We start from the raw sequence: 20,700 nt of genomic DNA, 5'->3' as shown, positions 1-20,700 counted from the left end.
CAAGGTGATCGTGATCACCTGATTGAGTGACTTTAGATCGCGGTTGGCTGTGCTTAGGGGGCGGCTGCGACTGTGGCACACGCAGGAAGATGACCGTTGGGTCGAGGAGCTTGCGATGGGCGTGAACTGGGGGCAGAACCGCCGCACCGAGCCAAACGAAGCAGTGTCCCTCCTTGAGGGCCTGCTGATCGAATGCGATGCGGGGGCAGGAGACACGGTATTGGTCGGCGGAGGACCGGCCAGCGGGAAAACACAGGTACAGAACCAAGTGGTGGCGCGAGCCCGCGAGCTGGGCGTTCTGACGCTCACCGCGGCGGGGGCGGCCGACGAGCGCGACGTCGACGGCGGCGTGCTCGACCAGTTGCTGGCCAGCCCGGCGTTGCCGCGCGAAGTGCTGGCCGCAGGCGACGGCGAAGACCGGATCTCCGCGTTGTGCAGTGCGTTGCACCGGCTGGCGCGGGAACGGTCGCTGCTGATCGCGGTCGACGATCTGCAGCACGTGGACGAGACGTCGGCGCGGTTATTGCAGCGACTGCAGCGGCGGGCGCAGTCGGCCGCGATGTTGCTGGTGCTGACGCAGCCGGACGGCTGGTATTCCGGCGAGGGCGTCGAATTCGCCGCGCAGCCGCACCGGTACGTGCATCTCACGCCGTTCACCGTGGAGGCGATCGCGCGGCTGGTCACGGACCACGGTGACGCTGAGCGGATCCACGGGCTGAGCGCGGGGAATCCGTTGCTGGTCAGCGCATTGGTCGACGCGTGTCGTAGTTCGGTGGACGACGGCGCGGTGTATTCCGATGCGGTGCAACGGCTTCTGCATCGCTACGGTTCTCCGCTGCGGGAAGTGGCGACGGCGATCGCGGTGCTGGACACCGACGTCACCACGGACGCGGTGGCGACGGTCGCGGGCGTCGATCCGGTCGAAGCGGAGGCTTCCGCTGGGCTGCTCGTGGAGACTGGGCTGGTCGACGGGGTGCGCTTCCGGCAGCAGCCGGCCGCGGCAGCGGTCGTCGGCGGGTTGCGCGGGTCCGAGAAGGTGCAGCTGCACATCCGGGCGGCTGAGGTGAAGCACGCACGCGGATTGCCGGCACCGGAGGTCGCGCGGCATCTCGTGGCGGCGGGCGAGGCTCAGGCGGAGTGGGCGTTGCCGGTGCTGGTCGCGGCGGCGGAGCAGGTGATGCTCGGCGACGACGTCGACTTCGCCACCCGTTGTCTGCATCTGGCGGCATCGACGACCACCGCGTCGTGGGAGCAGCAGATGATTTCGCAGCTGCTGGCCAAGATCACCTGGCGGGTCAACCCGGCGGCGGCCGCACCGCATCTGGCGGCGCTGCGCGAGGCTGGTTCGCTCGATCAATCCGACCGGATCGCGTTGGTGCGCCAGTCATTGTGGTTCGGTGACCGGGAAACGTTCGAGTCCGCGCTGGTCCGGCTGGGCGACGACCTCGAGCCGCTACACCCGCGAACGGCAGCTGAGCTGACTCTCGCGGCGCATTGGCATTACGGCGCGGCACCGCAGCTGTCGGTCGACGCGTCGGATCCCTGGATGCGCACGGCGAGCACGCTCGCCTCGGTATGGCAGGTCGGCGGCAGCGAAGAGACTTCGGTGTGCGCGGAGCGGATTCTGCAGAACTGTCGACTCTCGGACACTTCGCTGGAAGCGTTGGCCACAGCCATTCTCGCGCTCGCGTACGACGGTAAGGCGGACCGCGCGGAAGGATGGTGCTCTTCGCTCGCCGAGGAGGCCGAGTATCGCGGCGCGGTGACGTGGAAGGCGATGCTTGACGCTATCGGCGCGAGTCTGCTGCTGCGTCGCGGAGAACCGACCGAAGCAGCGGAAGCGGCGAGCCGTGCGCTCGCGTTGCTCGACGAACCGAACTGGGGCGTCGCGATCACGTACCCACTGGCCACGATGCTGACCGCGTACACCGCGGCAGGTGCGTTCAAGGCGGCAGCAGCGGTGTTGCGACACGCTCTGCCTGAAACGGTGTACACGACACTCGGCGGCGTACGGTTCCTCAGAGCGCGCGGGCAGTTCCATCTGGCCACAAACCGCGGCCTTTCCGCAGTGAGTGATTTCCAGCAATGCCAACGGATTCTCCGAGACCGCAATCTCGATTTGCCCGCGGTCGCACCATGGCGGACCGATCTGGCCGAAGCGAACCTGCGGTTGCGCAATCCGACCCTGGCGGTCGAGCTGGCGAAACAGCAGCTGGCGGACACGACGGACGCGTTCTCGCAGGCAGTGGCGCTGCGAGTGTTGGCATTCGCCGGGGACACCGGTGCGCGCTCCGGTCTGCTGAACCGTGCGGCGGAGGCGTTCAAGGAATCCGGCGACCGGCTTGAGCTGGCCCGCACGGTCCGCGCGATCAACCAGCTCGGCCAGCGTGCGGAACGCTCGGCGGGCCTGGTGAAACCGGTGCAGGTGCCGCGGCAGCCGATGCGTCCGCTCACGCCGCGTCCGGTCGCGTCGAGACCCGAGCCGCCTCGCGCGGATCCCGAAGGAGTGGTGGCGACGGCGCTCAGCGAGGCGGAATTGCGCGTCGCGGAGCTCGCGGCGCACGGGCGGACCAACCGCCAGATCGCCGAAACGCTGTACATCACAGTGTCCACTGTGGAGCAACATCTGACCAGGGTGTACCGGAAACTCGGCGTGGCCGGGCGAAGTGCGCTCGCCGGCGAGCTGGCCGGCGCCGGACAGTAATGGAAAGCGGGACAAGGGTGCTGACCGACGTAGAGCTGCGAGTCGCCGAACTCGCCGCGCAGGGCACGCCGGTGGCGGTGATCGCGGAGGTACTGGGAGTGTCCGCGAACACCGCTGCCAGCCACCTGACTGCCGTCTACGTCAAGCTCCGAAACGCGTGAAGGGCCTCTCGCGCGAAATCCGCGAGAGGCCCTTCACCGGAACCGGAACCGGAAACAGGTCAGGATCGGCGGTCGGCGACCACCGCGTCGATGATGTCGTCCAGCGAGCGCGTCGGCACGAAGCCGATCTGGTTGTACGCGCGGGTGCAGTCGGGAATGCGACGCTGCATGTCCTCGTACCCGTCGCCGTACGCCTCCTCGTAGGGCACCTTCGTGATGGTGCTGCTCGAACCGGTCGCGCCGATCACGCGCTCGGCCAGCTGCGAGATGGTCGTCTGCTCGTTGCTGCCGAGGTTGAACACCTTGCCGTACGCGGATTCGTCGGCGAGCAGGTCCGCCAGCGCGGGCACGACGTCGTGCACGTGGCAGAAGCAGCGAGTCTGCTGTCCGTCGCCGAACACCGTGATCGGTTCGCCGGCCAGCGCCTGCGTCACGAAGCGCGGGATGACCATGCCGTAGCGCCCGGTCTGGCGCGGCCCGACGGTGTTGAACGGCCGCACGATCACCGTGCGCAGGCCGTGCTCCACCGCGTACAAGTGGGCGAAAGTCTCGTCCAGCGCCTTCGCCTCGGCGTAGGACCAGCGGTTCTTCAGCGGCGAGCCGATGATCCGGTCGTCGTCCTCGCGGAGCCCGTCGGCGGTGTTCTTGCCGTAGATCTCGCTCGTGGACGCGACGAGGATCGGCACGTCGTGGCGCAGCGCCGCGTCGAGCATGTTCTCGGTGCCGTGCAGGTTGGTGCGCAGGCTGTCCATGGTCTTGTCGAGGATGGTGAACACGCCGACGGCGGCGGCGAGGTGGAACACCGCGTCGATGCCCGCCATGCACGATTCGACCGCGTTCGGGTCGGTGATCGAACCGCGCACGAACCGGAATCCGGGGTGCCCGGCGACGCCGGTGAGGTTGTCCAGGGTGCCGGTGCTGAGGTTGTCCAGTGCGACGACCTCGTCGCCGCGGGCCAGCAGGTGCTCGGTGAGGTGGGAGCCGATGAACCCGGCGCCTCCGGTGATCAGGTAACGCACTGTGTTTTCCTCTCAGTTCGCGAAGAGCGCGCGGTCGAAGCGGTAAGTGGAGTCGATGACGGTCGGGCAGTCGGCGAGCCATTCGTAGTCGTGGCCGGGCTGGATGGTGTGGATGAGCGCGACGTCCCAGTCCTGGCCTTCCGGCTCGGGAACGGTGTCGAGCGAACCACCGGTGACCCGGACGTTCGGGACCAGCGGGTCGTAGTAGCCGACCGTCGCGCCCTTCGCGGCGAGAAGGTCGAGGATGTCGAGCGCGGACGACGAACGCACGTCCTGCACGCCGGGCTTGTACGTCACGCCGACCACCAGCACGCGAGTACCCGCCATGCCCTTGCCTTCGCGCGACAGTGTGTTCAGTACGCGGTCGACAACCTGCTTCGGCCGCTCCGCGATGGCGTGCATCGCCTGGGTGACCAACGGCGCGTTGCTCTGCGTCGCGCGCAGCTGCCACAGCAGGTAGTGCGGGTCGCAGGGGATGCAGTGGCCGCCGACGCCAGGGCCCGGGTGGAAGGCCATGAAGCCGTACGGTTTGCTGGCCGCCGCGTCGATGACCTCGATCGGGTCGATCGCGAAGCCGTCGCTGATCTCGGCGAACTCGTTGGCCAGCGCGATGTTCACCGCGCGGAACGTGTTCTCGTACAGCTTGGTCATCTCCGCCGCTTCCGGCGAGCTGACGCAGTGCACGCTTGGAGTGAGCACGTTGATCACGCGCTGCGCCATCGCGGTGCACACCGGGGTCACGCCGCCCAGCACGCGCGGCGTCTCGGACTGGGTGTGCGTGACGTTGCCCGGGTCGATCCGCTCCGGGCTGGAGGCCACGAACAGGTCGCGTCCGATGGTGAAGCCCTTGGCCACCAGCGGTTTCACCAGAAGCCGGTTCGAGGTGCCGACGTAGCTGGTCGAGGTGAGGATGAAGGTCTGGCCGCGCCGGGCGTTCGCGACGAGCGCCGCGCACGCCGCCTCGAGCGGGCCGAGGTCCGGCATCAGGTACTCGTCGAGCCCGGTCGGCACGCACACCAGCACCGCGTCCGCCTCGGCCATCCGCGCCGAGTCCGCGGTGAGCTGGAAGTCCTCCTGGTGCACGGCTTTCTCGAGCCTGCGGTGATCGGCCTCGATGAGGTCGACCTCGCCGGAGCGGATCGAGTCGAGCCGGTTCTGCGACAGGTCGATGCCGATCACGCCGACGCCGCCGGCGTGCAGTCCGAGCGCGGTCGGCAGGCCGACGTAGCCCATCCCGATCACCGCGACCGACGTCAGTTCGTTCCGTTCGGCGATGGTCTCGAATTCAGCGACAGTACTGGTCATTCCTGGTCACCCGTTTCTGGATGGGCAGTGGTAAAAGCGAGTGGTAGAAGCGAATGGGAAAAGCGGGGAAACACCGGTCATCGGACCGAACGGACGATTTCGAAGGCCTCGGCGAGCCCGGCGCTGACCTGTGAGCCGCGGTATTCGGCCAAGGCGCGGACGCCGCGTTCGCTGCGCGGATTCGGCCACGGCTCCAGTTCCTTGCCGTAGGCGCGCAGCGCTTCGATTTTGCGTTCGAGGTGGCTCTCGTCGATGATCTGCCAGCAGTTCGGCCGGAACGTGACCGGCAGCCCGGAGGCCTCTCCGACGTCGGTGGCGGAGCGGATCTCGAACGTGCGTACCTCGCGCACCGGGCCCTTGCCCGGCCGTCCGGCGACCCGCGCGGCGCGGCTGACCAGCGCGTGGTCGGTGCTCAGGTCGCACATGCTCGTGGCGAAGATGGTGTCCGGCTCGAATTCGCGGACCTCGCGCTCGACGACCTGGTTCAGCTCGAGATGGCTGACCGTGTCGAGCCGGTTGTCGCCGAATCCGTGGACTCGCACACGCTCGATGCCGAGCGTTTTCGCGGCCAGTTCGATCGCGTCGGTGCGATTGGTGACCTCGGCGCCGGCGGCCGAACGCGAACCGTCGTCGTTGGTGAGAATGCAAAGCGAAACGGTGACGCCCTCGTCGGCGAGCCGGGCGATAGTCCCGCCCGCGCCGAGCGTTTCGTCGTCGCCGTGGGCTCCCACCACCAGCAGCCTGCGTGTCAACGTGTGCATACGATTCCCCAGTCCTTGTCCGGGCGGTGAAACCCCCAGCGGAAACGAGCCGTGCGAAATGGCTTGGAACGCCAGCAAAATCTGACACCCGGCGGTGCCTGCGACAACCCCTAAAGACCGTCTAAAGCGGACCTTGGCCGGGCGGGCGGACCGGCGCGGCAGGGGCCGTTAGGGGTGGGTCCGCGCGCGGGCGCGCTCGTATCGTCACGGCGTCGGGCGAGCATGCGACGCGGAAGGAACGTGGGCACGTGGGCAACTCCGAGGAGAAGCTGGTCGGTGCGCTCCGCGCTTCGGTGAAGGAAACCGAGCGGTTGCGCGAGAAGAACCGCAAGCTCACCGAGGCCGCGCGGGAGCCGATCGCGATCGTCGGGATGGCCTGTCGGCTTCCCGGCGGCGCGGGGACACCGGAAGCGTTGTGGGAACTGCTGTCCGGTGGGATCGACGCGATCGGCGAGTTCCCGTCGAACCGGGGCTGGGATCTCGACCGGCTCTACGATCCGACCGGCGAACGGCCGGGTTCGAGTTATGTGCGCGAGGGTGGTTTCCTGCACGACGCGCTTGATTTCGACGCCGATCTGTTCGGCATCAGTCCGCGCGAGGCGCTGCTGATGGACCCGCAACAGCGGCTGCTGCTCGAAACGTCCTGGGAGGCGTTCGAGCGCGCGGGGATCGCACCGCATTCGGTGAAGGGCAGCGCGACCGGCGTTTTCGCGGGTACGATGTACCACAATTATCAGGGCAGCTACGGCTCTTCCGGCGTCATTTCCGGCCGCCTCGCCTATACCTTCGGGCTCGAAGGACCCGCGGTGACCATCGACACCGCGTGCTCGTCCTCGCTCGTCGCGCTGCACTTGGCGGTGCAGGCGCTGCGCAACGGCGAATGCACGCTCGCGCTCGCCGGCGGCGTCTCGGTGATGTCGACGCCGCGGACGTTCGTCGAGTTCTCCCTCGACGGCACGCTCGCTCGCAGCGCTCGTTGCCGTACCTTCGCCGACTCGGCGGACGGTACTGGCTGGTCCGAGGGCTGCGGCATGTTGCTGGTCGAGCGGCTGTCCGACGCACAACGCAACGGGCACCCGGTGCTGGCGCTCGTCCGTGGCACCGCGATAAACCAGGACGGCGCGTCCAACGGCATGACCGCGCCGAACGGGCCCGCGCAGCAGCGCGTGATCCGGCAGGCGCTGGCGAACGCGCGGCTGCGGCCGGACGAGATCGACGTCGTCGAGGCGCACGGCACCGCGACCAAACTGGGCGACCCGATCGAGGCGCAGGCACTGCTCGCGACGTATGGCCAGGAGCGCGAAGAGCCGCTGTGGCTGGGGTCGATCAAGTCGAACGTGGGGCACACGCAGGCCGCGTCCGGGGTCGCTGGCGTGCTGAAAATCGTGCTGGCGCTGAACAACGACCTGCTGCCGAAGACGCTGCATGTCGACAAACCGACTCGGCATGTGGACTGGGCCGCGGGCAAGGTCGAGCTGCTGACCGAGGCCCGGCCGTGGGAGCGCGGGGAACAGCCGCGACGCGGTGCGGTGTCGTGCTTCGGGCTGAGCGGGACCAACGCGCACATCATCATCGAGGAAGCACCTGCGCCGGAGGCGGTGGAGACGCTGCGCGACGAGGCGGCGGTTCCGGTCGTCGTCTCCGGTCGGACGCCACAGGCGTTGCGGGCGCAGGCAGTACGGCTGGCCGAACACCTTGCGGCACAGCCGGAACTGGAACTGCTCGACGTCGCCGCCAGCTTGGGCGCGTCGCGGACGCATCTGGACCACCGGGCCGCGGTGATCGGGAAGTCCATTGAGGACGTTCTGCCCGCGTTGAACGCGCTCGCGAACGGCGAGCTGGGCGCGGTGAGCGGCCTGGCACGCGGCGAGGCGTCGCTGGCGTTCCTGTTCTCCGGACAGGGCTCTCAGCGGGTCGGGATGGGCCGTCAGCTGGAGGTCTTCCCGGTCTTCGCCGAGGCTTACGCGGCGGCGTGCGCGGAGCTCGACCGGCATCTCGACCGGCCGATCCGCGCGATCATCGACGGCGACGCGGACGCGTTGGGGCAGACCGTGAACACCCAGGCCGCGCTGTTCGCGTTCGAGGTCGCGTTGTTCCGGCTGGTCGAATCGTGGGGTCTCGCTCCGGCCGCGTTGTGTGGCCACTCCATCGGCGAGCTCGCTGCCGCGCACTGCGCGGGCGTATTCTCGTTGGCTGACGCGGCAAAGCTGGTCGCCGCTCGCGGACGGTTGATGCAGGCGTTGCCGAAGGGCGGCGCGATGGCGGCCGTTGAAGGAACTCCCGATGAGGTCGCCGAGCACGATCCACAAGGGACGGTCGATGTCGCCGCGGTGAACGGGCCGCGCTCGGTGGTGCTCTCCGGTGCCGAGGACGCCGTCGCAGCGGTGGCCGCGAAGTTCAGCGACGCCGGGCGACGGACGACGCAGCTCAAAGTCTCACACGCATTCCACTCGCGACTGATGGAACCGATGCTCGCCGAGTTCCGTACGGTCGCGCAGAGCATCGCTTACGCGCAGCCGACGATCTCGGTGATCTCCAGCGTGACCGGCCAAGAGGTCTACGCCGAACTGGCTGACCCGGAGTACTGGGTGCGCAACGTCCGCGAGCCGGTCCGGTTCGCCGACGCGGTCCGCGCTCTTGCCGCCGAGGGCGTTAACCGCTTCCTCGAGCTAGGCCCGGACGCCCCGTTGACTGCGGTGGTTCCGCAGTCCGCCGGTGACGCGGTGGCGGTGCCGGGCCAGCGTCGTGACGTCCCCGAGGACGTGGCGCTGCTGACCGCGTTGGCAACGCTGCACGTTCGCGGCGTGGTGCCGAATTGGGCCGCGCACTTCGCCTCTCGGGGTGCGAGCCGGGCGGACCTGCCGACGTACGGGTTCCAGCACCAGCGTTACTGGCTGGAGGTTTCGTCCGAATCCGGGGATGTCTCGTCGATGGGCCTCGACCCGGTCGACCACCCGCTGCTCGGCGCGGCGACGCTGCTCGCCGACGCGGACGGCGTGGTGCTGTCCGGTCGCGTGTCCACGGCGACGCATCCGTGGCTGGCCGATCACGCTGTCGGGGGCTCGATCCTGTTGCCCGGCACGGCGTTTGTCGAGCTTGCCGTGCGTGCCGGGGACGAGGTCGGCTGCGGCCGGGTCCAGGAGCTGACCCTGCACGCGCCGCTCGTGCTGCCCGCGAAGGGGGCCGCGCGGATCCAGGTGCGCATCGGAACTCCGGCCGCCGACGGGACCCGGCCGATCAGTGTCCACTCGCGACCCGACGATCTCGCCACCGCCGCCGGCTGGACCCGGCACGCGGACGGCACGCTCGCGTCCGCCGCTTCCGGGACGAACTTCGAGCTCAGCGAATGGCCGCCGGCCGGTGCCGAGACGGTGGACGTCGAAGGAATGTACGAGCTGCTGGCCGAGCACGGAATGGCTTACGGGCCGGTGTTCCAGGGCCTGCAGGCGGCGTGGCAGCGCGGTGAGGACGTGTACGCCGAGGTCGCGCTGCCCGAACAAGAGCGGATCGGGGCGGAGGCGTTCGGCCTGCACCCGGCGGTGTTCGACGCGACCCTGCACGCCGTGGGCCTTAGCGCGGCGGCCGGAGAGGGCACAACGCTGCCGTACGCCTGGTCCGAAGTGGAGCTTTTCGCGACGGGCGCGTCCGCGCTGCGAGTCCACGTGCGACCGACCGGTGAACAGGCGGTCGAGCTCCGTCTTGCCGACAGCGCTGGGGCGCCGGTCGCGCGGGTCGGGACGTTGAAGTTGCGGCAGATCAGCGAGGACCAGCTGGCGGCCGCGGCTCCGACTGGTTCGGACGAACTGTACGAAGTGGACTGGGTGCCGACGACGCTGCCGGATGCACAGGCGGCGTACGAGGTTTACTCGGCTGGCAGCGGGAACGACGCTGCTAGGGCGAAGAAGGCCGTCCACAGTGCACTGTCCAAACTGCAGTCGGACGCAAAAGAGAAGCTTCTCGTCGTGACCGGCGACGACCTCGCTGGCGCCGCGGTGGCTGGTCTCGTCCGGTCCGCGCAGGTGGAGAACCCGGGCCGGATCGTGCTCGTCGAGGGCGACGCGACCGTCGAGCAGTTCGCGGCCATCGCCGCGGCGGACGAATCGGCGGTGCGGGTGTCCGGCACCGAGGTGCGCGTGCCGCGTCTCGTCCGGGCTACGCCGGAGCTGGGGGAGCCGGTCGACTGGTCGGCCGGAACCGTGCTGCTCACTGGCGGCACTGGGGCGCTCGGCCGGATCGTCGCCACCCACCTCGCGAAGCAGGGGGCGCGGCAGTTGCTGCTGGTCAGCCGCCGTGGTGACCAGGCCCCGGGCACTGCGGAACTCGTCGCGGAACTGGCCGAGCTCGGCGCAGAGACGACTGTCGCCGCGTGCGACCTCACTGATCGCAAGGCCGTGGCGCGGTTGCTGAAGAAGCACCCGGTCGCTGCGGTGGTGCATGCCGCCGGAGTCTTGGACGACGGGGTGCTGCCGTCGATGACTCCGGAGCGGATCGACGGCGTCTTCAACCCGAAGGCACTTGCCGCCTGGCACCTGCATGAACTGGCTGGAGACGTCTCGGCGTTCGTCACCTTCTCGTCGGCCGCTGGGGTGCTCGGCGCTCCTGGCCAGGCGAACTACGCCGCCGCAAACGCTTTCCTCGACGCTCTCGCCGCGCACCGGCGCGCCGAAGGCAAGCCCGCGCACTCGCTCGCGTGGGGCATGTGGGAATCGGCGGCCGGGATGGCTGGCGAAACGAACGGCAAACGCGGGCTCGGCGCGTTCACCGCGGCGGAGGGGCTGGCGCTGTTCGACGCTGCGGTCAGCTCGACTGGCGCGGTCTTTGTGCCGGTGAAGCTCGACCTGCCCGCGTGGCGCGAGGCCGGTGCGGTGCCGGACCTGCTGCGCGGCCTGGTCCCGGCGACCCGGCGTACCGTCGCCGACCGTGAAGCCGGGACGGACTCGCTGCTGGGCAAACTGGTCCGCCTTCCCGCGGACAAGCGCCTTGACCACCTGCGTGACCTGGTCATCGAGCACGCGGCGGTGGTGCTCGGCCACACGTCGACGGACGTGATCGACGCCGACCGGGCGTTCAAGGACCTCGGCTTCGACTCGCTGACCGCGGTCGAGCTGCGCAACACGCTCAACGAGGCCACCGGCCTCAGCCTCACCGCGACGCTCGTCTTCGACCACCCGACCGCCGCCGATCTCGCCGCGCACCTGCACGACGAGCTGCTCGGCGACCTGGACGCGGACACGGCCGGCCCGGAGACCACCGTCGTGGGCAGCGACGAGCCGATCGCGATCGTGGGCATGGCCTGCCGGTTCCCCGGCGGCGTCACCACGCCGGAGGAGCTGTGGCAGCTGGTCGCCGCCGGCCAGGACGGGACCAGCGACTTCCCGACCGACCGTGCCTGGGACATGGACCACTGGCTGGAGCAGGTCGCGCCGGAAGGCGGCACCCCGCGCGGCGGGTTCGTCCCGGACGCCACCGATTTCGACGCGGCGTTCTTCGGCATCAGCCCCAACGAAGCCGTGATGATGGACCCGCAACAGCGGATGCTGCTGGAGTCTTCGTGGATCGCGCTGGAGAACGCGGGCGTGGATCCGTTGGCGCTCAAGGGAAGCACGACCGGGGTGTTCGTCGGCGTGATGCAGTCCGACTACGACCCGGGGGACGCGCTCGAACAGGGCGGCGGGCTCTACCGCGGCTCCGGCGCGTTGAGCAGTGTGGTTTCCGGACGGGTCGCGTACGCCTTCGGTCTCGAAGGGCCCGCGGTGTCGGTGGATACCGCGTGCTCGTCGTCGTTGGTGGCCTTGCATCAGGCGACCCAGGCGTTGCGCGGGGGTGACTGCTCGCTCGCGTTGGTCGCCGGTGTCTCGGCGCTCGTCTCGCCGGCGCCATTCGCGCAATTCCTCGACGGTGCTGTCGCTCGGGATGGCCGGTGCAAGCCGTACTCGGCGGCAGCGGACGGGTTCGGCTGGGGCGAAGGCGTCGGAGTGCTCGTGCTCGAGCGGCTGACTGACGCGCAGCGCAACGGGCACAACGTACTTGCTGTGGTGAAGTCCAGCGCGGTCAATGCCGATGGTGCTTCCAACGGTCTTAACGCGCCGAGTGCACCGGCGCAGGAAAAGCTGATCCGGCACGCGTTGTCGGCTGCTGGTCTGGTGGCGTCCGATGTGGACGCTGTCGAGGGGCATGGTGCGAGTACTCCGCTGGGTGACCGGATTGAAACTTCCGCGCTGCTGGCTACCTATGGCCGGGAGCGCTCGGCGGACCGTCCATTGTGGCTTGGTTCGGTGAAGTCGAACATCGGGCACACGCAGGCCGCGGCGGGTGTCGCGGGCGTCATCAAGATGGTGCAGGCGATGCGGCACGGGGTGTTGCCGTCGACCTTGCACGTCACCGAGCCGACGCACGATGTCGACTGGGGCGCCGGAACTGTGCGGCTGCTGGACGAGTCTCGGGACTGGCCGGAAGTGGATCGGCCGCGTCGCGCTGCGGTCTCGGCGTTCGGGTACAGCGGGACTAACGCGCACGTGATTCTGGAGCAGGCTCCGGACGTCGTGTCGGAAGCGGCTGAGACGGTTGATCCTGGTGGTGTGTTGCCGCCGCTCGTGTTCTCCGCTCGGACTGCAGCGGCGCTTCCGGATCAGGCTCGGGCGTTGCTGGCGTACCTCGACGCGTATCCGACTTTGGATGTCGTTTACTCGCAGGCGAATCGGCAGCCGTTGTTCTCGCATCGGGCCGCAGTGGTCGGTTCGGATGCCGCTGAGCTTCGTGCGGCGCTAGCGGCTTTGTCTACTTCGGACTCCGTTTTGACGGGGCGTGCTCGCTCTGGCGGGCGGGCTGCGTATCTCTTGCCGGGGCAGGGCAGCCAGCGGGCCGGGATGGGCGCGGAGTTGTCTGCTGCGTTCCCGGTTTTCGGGCACGAGCTGGAGCGGGTCGCGGCGAAGTTCGATCAGCATCTCGGCCGTTCGTTGCGCACGGTGATGTTCGCCGAGGCCGGATCGGTGGATGCGCAGTTGCTGGACCGGACTCAGTTCAGCCAGGCCGCGGTGTTCTCTTTCTCGGTGGCGTTGTATCGGCTGCTGGAGTCGTGGGGGCAGCGGCCGGAGGTGCTCGTGGGGCATTCGGTCGGCGAGATCGCGGCCGCCCATCTGGCCGACGTGTTCTCTTTGGACGACGCGGTGAAGCTTGTCGCGCACCGGGGTCAGCTGATGGCGGAGACTCGGGCTGGTGCCGTGGTCGCGGTCGAGGCCAGCGCGGACGAGGTGCGGCCGTTGCTGGGCGACGACGTTTCGCTCGCGGCGGTGAACGGGCCGCGGTCGGTGGTGGTGTCCGGTGTGGACAGTGCGGTTCAGGTGCTCGTCGAGCACTTCGAGAAGCTTGGCCGGCGTACTAACCGGCTGGCGATCGATTGTGCGGTGCACTCGCCGTTGCTGGACGAGATTCTCGAAGAGCTGGAAGAGATCGCGCAGGAGCTGACGTTCGCCGCACCGACTGTGCCGGTGGTCTCGACGGTCACTGGTGCCGAGGTGACCGACGAGTTGTCCGATCCGGCGCATTGGGTGGCCAACTGCCGGAACACGGTTCGTTTCGCGGACGCGGTGCGGGCTTCGGGGGCGACTCGCTTTGTCGAGTTGAGTACGAACGGGGTGCTCACCGCGGCCGCTGAGGCGACTGTTGAGGACGCGGAGTTCGTTCCGGTGCTTCGGCGGAATCGTGGAGAGGTTGCTTCGACCCTTCTGGCTGCTGGGCAGTTGCACGTCCTTGGCGCGGGGCTGGACGTCCGGCGGATGTTCCACGGGCGCTCCACGGCTACGGTTCCGTTGCCGCCGTATGCGTTCCACCGGACGCGGTACTGGCCGTCGGTGGACATGGAGGCTCGCCGGGCGACTGGAACTGGGCTCGCGACGTTGTTCGGGCCTGCGTTGACGATCGCTGGATCGTCCAAGGTGGTGTTGAGCGGGACCTTGCCCGCTGGTGAAGCGTTCCCGGTTGCGGGTTTTGTGGAGCTGGCGCTTCGCGCTGGGGACGAGGTCGGCTGCGGACGCGTGGTGCGGTTGGCCGTTGAGTCGCCTTTGGCTTCTGAGCAGGTGCAGACCGTGGTGGGCGAGCCGGATGACGCTGGACAGCGTTCGGTGACTGTCCACTCGCGACACAATGGTGCGTGGATTAGGCATGCCGAGGGTGTTCTGGCCGTGGACGACGGTGCTGAGCCGGAAGGGATCGGCCAGTGGCCGCCCGCCGGGGCGGAATCGGTGGCGGCTGGGCGGCTTGACGCGGCTTGGGCGGTCAACGGGGTGGTGTTCGGGGAGATGGAAGTTTCTCCGGACGAGCGGTTCGGTTTGCCTCCGGCGGTGCTGGATGCCGCGCTGTCCGTGGTGGGCGGGGACGCGGTGGAATGGCGGGACTTCCGGTTGTTCGCGACTGGGGCGGCGAAGCTGCGGGTTCGGTTGACTCCGCTGGGGGACGACCGGGTGGCGGTGTTGCTCGCCGATCGTTCCGGGCGGCCGGTCGCGGCGGCCGAGTCGGTGGCGTTGCGGGAGTTGGCGGTGCCGGAGGCGGCTGGCTCGGCGCAGGTTGTGGTGAAGAAGCGGCGTGCGGTGTCTGACTCTGTCTCGGAGTTGGAGCTGTCTGAGAAGGGGCTGCGGGCGTTTGTGCTGGAGCAGGTCGCTGGGCTGCTCGGGTATGCCGACCCCGCGGAGCTTGACAAGGACGCGCACTTCTTGGAGATGGGGTTTGATTCGCTGACCGCGGTTGAGCTGCGGAATCGGATCGTGGGAGTGGCCGGGGTTTCGTTGCCCGCCTCGATCGCGTTCGATCACCGGACGCCGAGTGGGTTGGCGAGGCATTTGCTTTCCGTGTTGACCGGGCCGGCGGTTGAGGCTGGCGGGGACCCGGTCGCGGAGATGTTCTTCGAGGCTGTCCGAGGTGGGCAGGTGGAGAACGGTCTCGCGTTGCTGGGGGCGGCGGCTCGGTTGCGGCCCACGTTCCGGACGGTGGCGGAGCTTCCGGAGGAGCCTCGGCCGGTGGAGCTCGCCGACGGGCCCGCCGGAGTGCGGTTGCTGGCGGTTCCCACTCCGGCTGGGATGGGCGGGGCTTATCAGTACGCGAAGCTGGCGGCCCGGTTCCGGGGGGTGCGGCGGGTTGCTGCTTTGCCTACGCCTGGGTTCGTGGCTGGGGAGATGCTTCCTGCTGATCTCGACGCGTTGCTGGATGTGTTGGCGGAGAGTGTGCGGCTTGCTGGGGATGGGCCGTTTGTTTTAGTGGGGCATTCTTCTGGCGGGGTGCTGGCTTATGCGCTGGCAGCTCGGGTGGGGGCGGCTGGGGTTGTTCTTTTGGATAGCTACTCCATGGAAGATTCCGGGGATGCCGGGGATACTGTTCGGGATATGGCTGCGGGGATGGTTGAGCGGGAGGAGCAGTTCGGGCCGTTCGATCGGGATAAGCTGACTGCTATGGCTTATTACCTTGGGTTGCTGGACGGGGTTGAGCTGCCTGAGGTTTCTGTTCCGGTGGTGTTGGTTCGGCCGGATCGGAGGTTTGTCATTTCGGGGGATTCTGTGGATCGGGCGGGGGAGGATCCTGGGTTGTGGCGGACTACTTGGGATCGGGCGGACGTGGTGGTTACTGTTCCTGGGGATCATTTCAGTATTGTGGATTCGGATGTGGAGACTACTGCCAAGGCTGTGGAGGGGTGGCTGGGTTCTGTCGGGTAAATCTGCGGGGGCGGCTCGTCGCCTGGCGGCGACATTGCGCCTCGATCGCGCGTGGGGCACCCCGAAGCTCATTGTGATGACGGGCGACGTCCGTGAGGGGAACCCTGAGGGAATCAGGGGCTGTGGGGGTGGCCCTCACGAACGGGGCGTCAGGGGAGCAGGGCGGCGATTCCGTCCAAAACCCGCTCCAGGGCGAAGTCCTCAGGCGCGGCGGCGGGGTACTCCCCAGTTCCTGCCAGCTCAGCCAGGTACGGGTAGTCCCCCTCGGCCAGGCGGGGGTGCAGGAACGCGCGCACCTCACCTGCGTACTCGGTCGATTCCGGCGAGTCCGGGTCGGCGATCGTGCGCCGACGGTCCGCGGTGGCTCGGACTACCGCGGTGACCAGTTCCGCGCAGGACAGGGCGTCCACTGTGGACAAACCAACCCCGGCGAAGACGGCCAGGAGTTGCTCGGTCCAGCGGAGGCGGTGCGGGGTCAGGCCCTCGCGGACGTCCAGCAGCCAGGGGCGGGCCGCATAGCGTTTGGTTGCGGCGTCTGCCCAGGTGCGGACCGCGGAGCGCCAGTCCAGGTCGACCGGGGCGGGTGGGGGTGGGCCGAAGCCGGCGTCTGCGAGGAGGATCAGCAGTTCGTCTTTCGAGCTTACGTACCGGTACAGCGCGTTGGTCGTCAGTCCTAGTGCGGACGCGATGTTCGGCAGCGACGCGGCTGCCAGGCCTTCGGTGTCGGCCAGTTCGACGGCGGCCGTCACCACCGCCTCCACGGTGTGCGACGGCTTCGGTCCTCGGCGGGGGCGGGGGGCGCCTTCCCACGCTGGGGTCAGGCCCGGCGGCAGGGCTCGGGGATCGGGCTCGATCGGCATCTTTCGCTCCGGTACGTCTTTCAGTAAACTGTGCAAGTCTTACACTGATCTGGTCTGGGGGCGAGCCAACGTGAGCGAGACCAACCGGTTCGGATTCGGGAAGGTCACCGAATTGGACCGGAAGCTGGCGGCTGCCGAGGTTGAGCACGCCCGTTCCGAGGGGGCTTGCGACGGGCAGGAAGCGGCCCGCAGGCTGGCTCGGATCCGGCTCGCCGGGTCGCACGCGGCGTTGCGGGCCGCGGTCGAAGGGCGGGCTTCGGGGTCGCCGCCTCCGTTGCTGGAGGCCGCGCCGAAGCTCGCGTTCGGGCTCTGGGTGGTGGTCGTCGCGGTCAACGCGCTGATCTGGTTCGGGATCGGCGTGATCGGCGGGCAGTGGGATCCGCTGTGGCTGCTCTGGGTGCTGCTCGGCGGCGGAGTGCTGGTCGCGGGCGTGTGGAGCGTCCGGGACTTCGACCGGCGGGCGCGGGCCACGGCGGGCGGGGCGTCCTGAGCGGACCCGGCACGAGGGGTCTGGGGTTCCCCGATCCGAGGTAGTCCGCTAAACTGTTCAAGCCTTACACAATTAATCCCGACTCCGTCGAAGCCGTATTGGGGGCCTCATGTCGGAGAGCACCGAGAAGACCCGCTCCGGGAGCGGACTCGCTCGCCGAATCGTCACGATCGCCTGGGCCGTCATCACGGGCGTGCAGTTCGTGATCTGGCTGCTGATGAGCCTTATCAGCATGTCCTTCAAATCGCCCTTCTGGCTGTGGACGCTGGGCGGGGGCGCCATCGTGCTCGCGGTCTGGTGGTCGCTCGACCGCCGCGGTTCCGGGAACGGATCGGAGTGAACGACGTGCCCACCACCACTTCCGTGGCAACACCCGTCCAGCTGGACGCGGTGCGCAAGACCTACGGCCGCGGGGAGAGCGCTGTCGAAGCGCTCGCCGGCGTGTCCGTCGCCTTCCCGGCGGGCACCTTCACCGCGGTGATGGGCCCGTCCGGTTCGGGCAAGAGCACGCTGCTGCACTGCGCGGCCGGGCTGGACACGCCGACCTCGGGGAAGGTCACCCTCGTCGGGACCGACCTCAAGGGCAAGAACGAAACCCAGCTCACCGAGCTGCGCCGCGAGCACGTCGCGTTCATTTTCCAGTCGTTCAACCTGATGCCGGCGCTGAACGTGGAGCAGAACGTCACGCTGCCCACCCTGCTGGCCGGCCGCGCGCCGGACAAGGCGTGGGTGGACCAGGTGATCGCGCGCGTCGGGCTGTCCCAGCGCGTCAAGCACCGGCCCGGCGAGCTGTCCGGCGGACAGCAGCAGCGCGTCGCGATCGCCCGCGCGCTCGCCGCCCGTCCGGCCGTGGTGTTCGCCGACGAGCCCACCGGCGCGCTCGACACCACCACCGCGCTCGAGGTGCTCGGCCTGATGCGCGAGCTGGTCAGCGCGGGCCAGACCATCGTGATGGTCACCCACGACCCGGTCGCGGCGTCCCACGCGGACAACGTGCTGTTCCTGGTCGACGGCCGGATCGTCACGCAAATGGCCTCGCCCAGCGTCGACGCGGTCGCGAGCACCCTGGCGCACCTCGGCGAGCAAGCGAGGAGGCAGCGGTGAGTTCGCGGCGAGTGGTGCTCGCGCTCGCGCTGTCGAGCCTCCGGTACCGCGCGGCGGCGTCGCTCGCGTCGTTCGTCGCCATCCTCATCGGCTGCGGTCTGCTGATCGCGTGCGCCGGGCTGTTCGAGACGGCGATCGTGCTGAAAGCGGCGCCGGAACGGCTGTCCGCGGCGCCTCTCGTGGTCGGCGGGTCCGCCGGGTTCAAGCTGCCCGACGAGGAATCCCAGGTCGTCCCGTACGCCGAGCGCGCGGTGCTGCCGGAGGACCAGGTCGCGAAGATCTCGGCGGTGCAGGGCGTCGGACAAGCGGTGCCGGACGTGTCGTTCGCGACGGTCTTGCTGCACGACGGCGCGCCCGCCGAGTCGGGGGCGTCTGTCCTTTCCGGACACGGCTGGGATTCGGCTTCGCTGGGCGGATACAAGCTCACCGAAGGAGCGGCTCCGAACACGCCGGGACAGGTCGTGCTCGACGCGACCACCGCGGCCGCGGCTGGCCTGCACGCCGGTTCGGCCGTCGACCTGGCGGTGAACGGGCAGCGGCAGTCGTTCCAGGTTTCCGGGATCGCGCAGCCTTCGCAGACCGTGCGCGCGCCCGCGTTCTTCTTCTCTGTCGCCGACGCCCAGCGGTTCAACCCGCATCCCGGCACGGTCGGGCTCGTCGGCGTTTTCCCGGCCGACGGGGTCGACGCGGCGGACCTGGCGGGCAAGATCTCCGCGCAGGTTCCCTCGCTCACCGTGCTGACCGGCGACGACCGCGGTTCGGCCGAATTCCTTGGCGTCAGCGGAAGCCAGCTGCCGCTGATCCTGCTCGCGGCGGTGTTCGGCGGCATGGTGCTCGTCGTGATGGCGCTGGTGGTCTCCGCGACGATCAGCCTCACCGTCCGGCAGCGGCAGCAGGAACTCGCGCTGCTGCGGGCGACCGGGGCGACGCCGAAACAGGTGCACCGCATGGTCGTCATGGAGACGATGGCGGTCGGTGCGATCGCCGCGGTGTGCGGCGCGTTCCTGGGCAGCCTGCTCGGCAACTGGATCTTCAGCACCAGCGGCTCGCTCGGCATCGTGCCGGACGAACTCGCCTTCACCCAGGACATCATCGCGTTCGCGGCCGGGATCATCGCCACGCTCGCGATCACCTTCGGAGCCGCGTGGTTCGCCGCGCTGGCCGCCGCGCGGGCCCGGCCCATCCAGGCACTGGCCGAAGCGGCGATCCCGGGCGTCAAGGTGAACGCAATGCGCCGCATGGGCGCGCTGATCTGCGGCGGGGCCACCGTATTGCTCGCCGCGACCACGATCTTCATGCCCGCCGACACCGCGGCGGCGATCGGCGGACCGGCGGTGCTCACCGGCGCGATCGGCGTCGCGCTGCTCGGTCCGGAGATCATCGCCTGGGTGGTGGACCGGTTCGGTCCGTTCGTGCGCCGGATCGCCGGCCGCGACGCCACGCTCGCGGTCATCAACACCCGGGCGCGGGCGGTCGCGTTCGCGGCGGTGCTCACGCCGATCACGCTCGCCAGCGCGGTCGCGCTCGGCAACGTGTATTCCGAGACCACCGCCCAAAAAGCGCAGATCGCCGCGTACGCCGGGCAGTTGAAAGCGGATGCGGTGGTCAGCTCGACCGCGGGCGGGTTCTCGCCGGACGAGCTCGCGCAGATCCGCAGCACGCCAGGGGTTTCGACCTCGTCGCCGCTCGTCACCAGCTCCGGCTGGGTCGAGGATCCCTACGACGGCAACGGAAGCGACCCGCTGCGGCTGCTGGGCGTCGCCGCGCAGGACCAGGGCGGCACAGTGCTCGCCACCGAGGTCACCGAAGGCTCGCTCACGCAGTTGCGCGGGAATTCCGTCGCGCTGCCCGCGTCGGTCGCGGACAAGCTCGAGGTCAAGGTCGGCTCCAAGATCAAGATGCGGCTCGGCGACGGGGCGCAGGTCCCGGTGACCGTGGTCGCGCTGCTGGACAGCCCGTCCAGCTACGCGAGCATGGTGCTGCCCGCTGATCTCCTGGCCGCGCACACCACCAGCGGCCTGGCGTCGCAGGTGCTCGTGCGGGGCGGGGACGCCAGCGCGATCGTGTCGGCGCTGTCCGACCGGGCGAAGGACTGGCCCGGGGTCACGGTCGGCGACGACAGTGCGCTCGCCGCGAGCTTCCAGGCGAGTGCCGACGTCGAGGCATTGATCAACTACCTGCTGGCTGTGCTCGCCATCGCGTACGCCGCGATCGCCGCGGTGAACACGCTCGCGGTGGCCGTGCTGGCCCGCCGACGGGAGTTCGGCGCGCAACGGCTCGCGGGCGCGGACCGGGGACAGATCCGGCGGATGCTGTTCGTGGAAGGCGGGATCGTGGCGGTGACCGGGCTGGTGCTCGGCATCGTGATCTCGCTCTTCACCGTGGTGCCGATGGCGCTGACCACCGGCGAGATCATCCCGTCCGGGCCGATCTGGGTGTTCCTCGGAGTGGTCCTCGCGATCTTCCTGATCGTGTGGCCGGCGACCGCGCTCTCGGCAAGGCTGGCGATGCGCCGCAACGCCATCGAAGCGGTGAAAATGCCCGGCCAGTAACGGTTTCTAGGGGTACGCCGGGCCGGTCCGGGGTGGATAGTCT

Annotated in this window: 10 protein-coding genes and 1 pseudogene; 7 read left to right on the top strand and 4 right to left on the bottom strand. The window is 69.1% G+C overall.

Features of this window, described 5'->3' with window-relative positions; translation table 11 throughout:
- Nucleotides 1-115: 115 nt before the first annotated feature.
- Both ACZ7SW_RS11315 and ACZ7SW_RS11310 read left to right on the top strand, forming a co-directional pair.
- Nucleotides 116-2,704, top strand: a complete 2,589-nt coding sequence (locus ACZ7SW_RS11315) for a helix-turn-helix transcriptional regulator (RefSeq protein ID WP_470230284.1) — start codon at nt 116-118, stop codon at nt 2,702-2,704.
- Between the two features lie 17 nt (nt 2,705-2,721).
- Nucleotides 2,722-2,865, top strand: a complete 144-nt coding sequence (locus ACZ7SW_RS11310; RefSeq protein WP_470230283.1) for a LuxR C-terminal-related transcriptional regulator — start codon at nt 2,722-2,724, stop codon at nt 2,863-2,865.
- A 59-nt stretch (nt 2,866-2,924) separates the two neighbouring features.
- On the opposite strand, the gene ACZ7SW_RS11305 is transcribed toward ACZ7SW_RS11310, so the two are convergent.
- The 3 genes from ACZ7SW_RS11305 to ACZ7SW_RS11295 form a co-directional block, all read right to left on the bottom strand.
- A complete protein-coding gene (locus ACZ7SW_RS11305) occupies nt 2,925-3,884 on the bottom strand; it encodes an NAD-dependent epimerase/dehydratase family protein (protein WP_470230282.1) in 960 nt (319 codons plus the stop codon).
- 12 nt (nt 3,885-3,896) lie between these two features.
- On the bottom strand, nt 3,897-5,189 hold the full coding sequence (locus ACZ7SW_RS11300; RefSeq protein WP_470230281.1) for a nucleotide sugar dehydrogenase: 1,293 nt from the start codon (nt 5,187-5,189) through the stop codon (nt 3,897-3,899).
- 77 nt (nt 5,190-5,266) lie between these two features.
- Complete coding sequence (locus ACZ7SW_RS11295) at nt 5,267-5,950, bottom strand: PIG-L deacetylase family protein (protein WP_470230280.1); 684 nt, start codon at nt 5,948-5,950, stop codon at nt 5,267-5,269.
- Nucleotides 5,951-6,198: 248 nt separating this feature from the next.
- Between ACZ7SW_RS11295 and ACZ7SW_RS11290 the strand changes: the two are divergent.
- Nucleotides 6,199-15,651 (top strand): annotated as a pseudogene (locus ACZ7SW_RS11290) (SDR family NAD(P)-dependent oxidoreductase); the annotation flags it as partial.
- Between the two features lie 149 nt (nt 15,652-15,800).
- On the opposite strand, the gene ACZ7SW_RS11285 reads toward ACZ7SW_RS11290, so the two are convergent.
- Entirely contained in the window at nt 15,801-16,400 is a 600-nt protein-coding gene (locus tag ACZ7SW_RS11285) for a TetR/AcrR family transcriptional regulator (protein WP_470230279.1), read from the bottom strand.
- 181 nt (nt 16,401-16,581) lie between these two features.
- Here ACZ7SW_RS11285 and ACZ7SW_RS11280 point away from each other — a divergent pair, with 181 nt between their 5' ends.
- The 4 genes from ACZ7SW_RS11280 to ACZ7SW_RS11265 all read left to right on the top strand — a co-directional run bounded on the left by ACZ7SW_RS11280 (nt 16,582) and on the right by ACZ7SW_RS11265 (nt 20,657).
- Nucleotides 16,582-17,001, top strand: coding sequence for a hypothetical protein (locus ACZ7SW_RS11280; RefSeq protein ID WP_470230278.1), 420 nt, complete (start codon nt 16,582-16,584; stop codon nt 16,999-17,001).
- Nucleotides 17,002-17,110: 109 nt separating this feature from the next.
- Nucleotides 17,111-17,341: a hypothetical protein gene (locus tag ACZ7SW_RS11275; RefSeq protein WP_470230277.1), complete on the top strand. Its 231-nt coding sequence runs from the start codon at nt 17,111-17,113 to the stop codon at nt 17,339-17,341.
- A gap of 23 nt (nt 17,342-17,364) precedes the next feature.
- On the top strand, nt 17,365-18,105 hold the full coding sequence (locus tag ACZ7SW_RS11270; protein ID WP_470230276.1) for an ABC transporter ATP-binding protein: 741 nt from the start codon (nt 17,365-17,367) through the stop codon (nt 18,103-18,105).
- Nucleotides 18,102-20,657, top strand: a complete 2,556-nt coding sequence (locus tag ACZ7SW_RS11265) for an ABC transporter permease (protein ID WP_470230275.1) — start codon at nt 18,102-18,104, stop codon at nt 20,655-20,657. Before ACZ7SW_RS11270 ends, ACZ7SW_RS11265 begins: the two co-directional genes overlap by 4 nt.
- The last annotated feature ends 43 nt before the right edge of the window (nt 20,658-20,700 follow it).

The sequence above is a fragment of the Amycolatopsis sp. NPDC114484 genome (assembly GCF_055633755.1).
This window is presented reverse-complemented; position numbering and strand designations above follow the sequence as displayed.

Bases quoted from the DNA above. Each gene is read 5' to 3' on its own strand.
- ACZ7SW_RS11295 (WP_470230280.1), bottom strand. From the start codon at position 5,950: ATGCACACGTTGACACGCAGGCTGCTGGTGGTGGGAGCCCACGGCGAC.
- ACZ7SW_RS11315 (WP_470230284.1), top strand. From the start codon at position 116: ATGGGCGTGAACTGGGGGCAGAACCGCCGCACCGAGCCAAACGAAGCA.
- ACZ7SW_RS11300 (WP_470230281.1), bottom strand. From the start codon at position 5,189: ATGACCAGTACTGTCGCTGAATTCGAGACCATCGCCGAACGGAACGAA.
- ACZ7SW_RS11275 (WP_470230277.1), top strand. From the start codon at position 17,111: ATGTCGGAGAGCACCGAGAAGACCCGCTCCGGGAGCGGACTCGCTCGC.